The organism is Seonamhaeicola marinus (genome assembly GCF_008085455.1).
The window spans coordinates 510-824 of the sequence record NZ_VSDQ01000522.1 but is presented as its reverse complement, the minus strand read 5'-3'; the positions used below and the strand labels follow the sequence as shown (position 1 = coordinate 824).

Genomic DNA, 315 nt, shown 5'->3' with positions numbered 1-315 from the left:
GATGTACTTGAGCACGTATCATACCCTGACACCATTTTAAAAGAAATAAAAATTAAATTAAAACAAAATGGAGTAGTAATTAGCTCAATACCTAATGTTAGATATCATAGTGCGATGTATAACTTTTTATTTAAAAAAGATTGGAAATATGCTAAATCTGGCGTTATGGATTACACTCACCTAAGGTTTTTTACATCAAAATCAATTAAAAGAATGTACATGAATGCAGGATATTCAATAGTTCATCATAAAGGAATTAATAAAACAAAATCTATCAAACCCTATTTCTTAAATATTTTATTTCTCTTTACAGCT

General features: G+C 26.7%; 1 protein-coding gene. It reads left to right on the top strand.

The window, feature by feature from the left end:
- Positions 1 to 315: methyltransferase domain-containing protein (locus FUA24_RS08055; RefSeq protein ID WP_148541236.1), on the top strand; the 315-nt coding region annotated here is incomplete at both ends.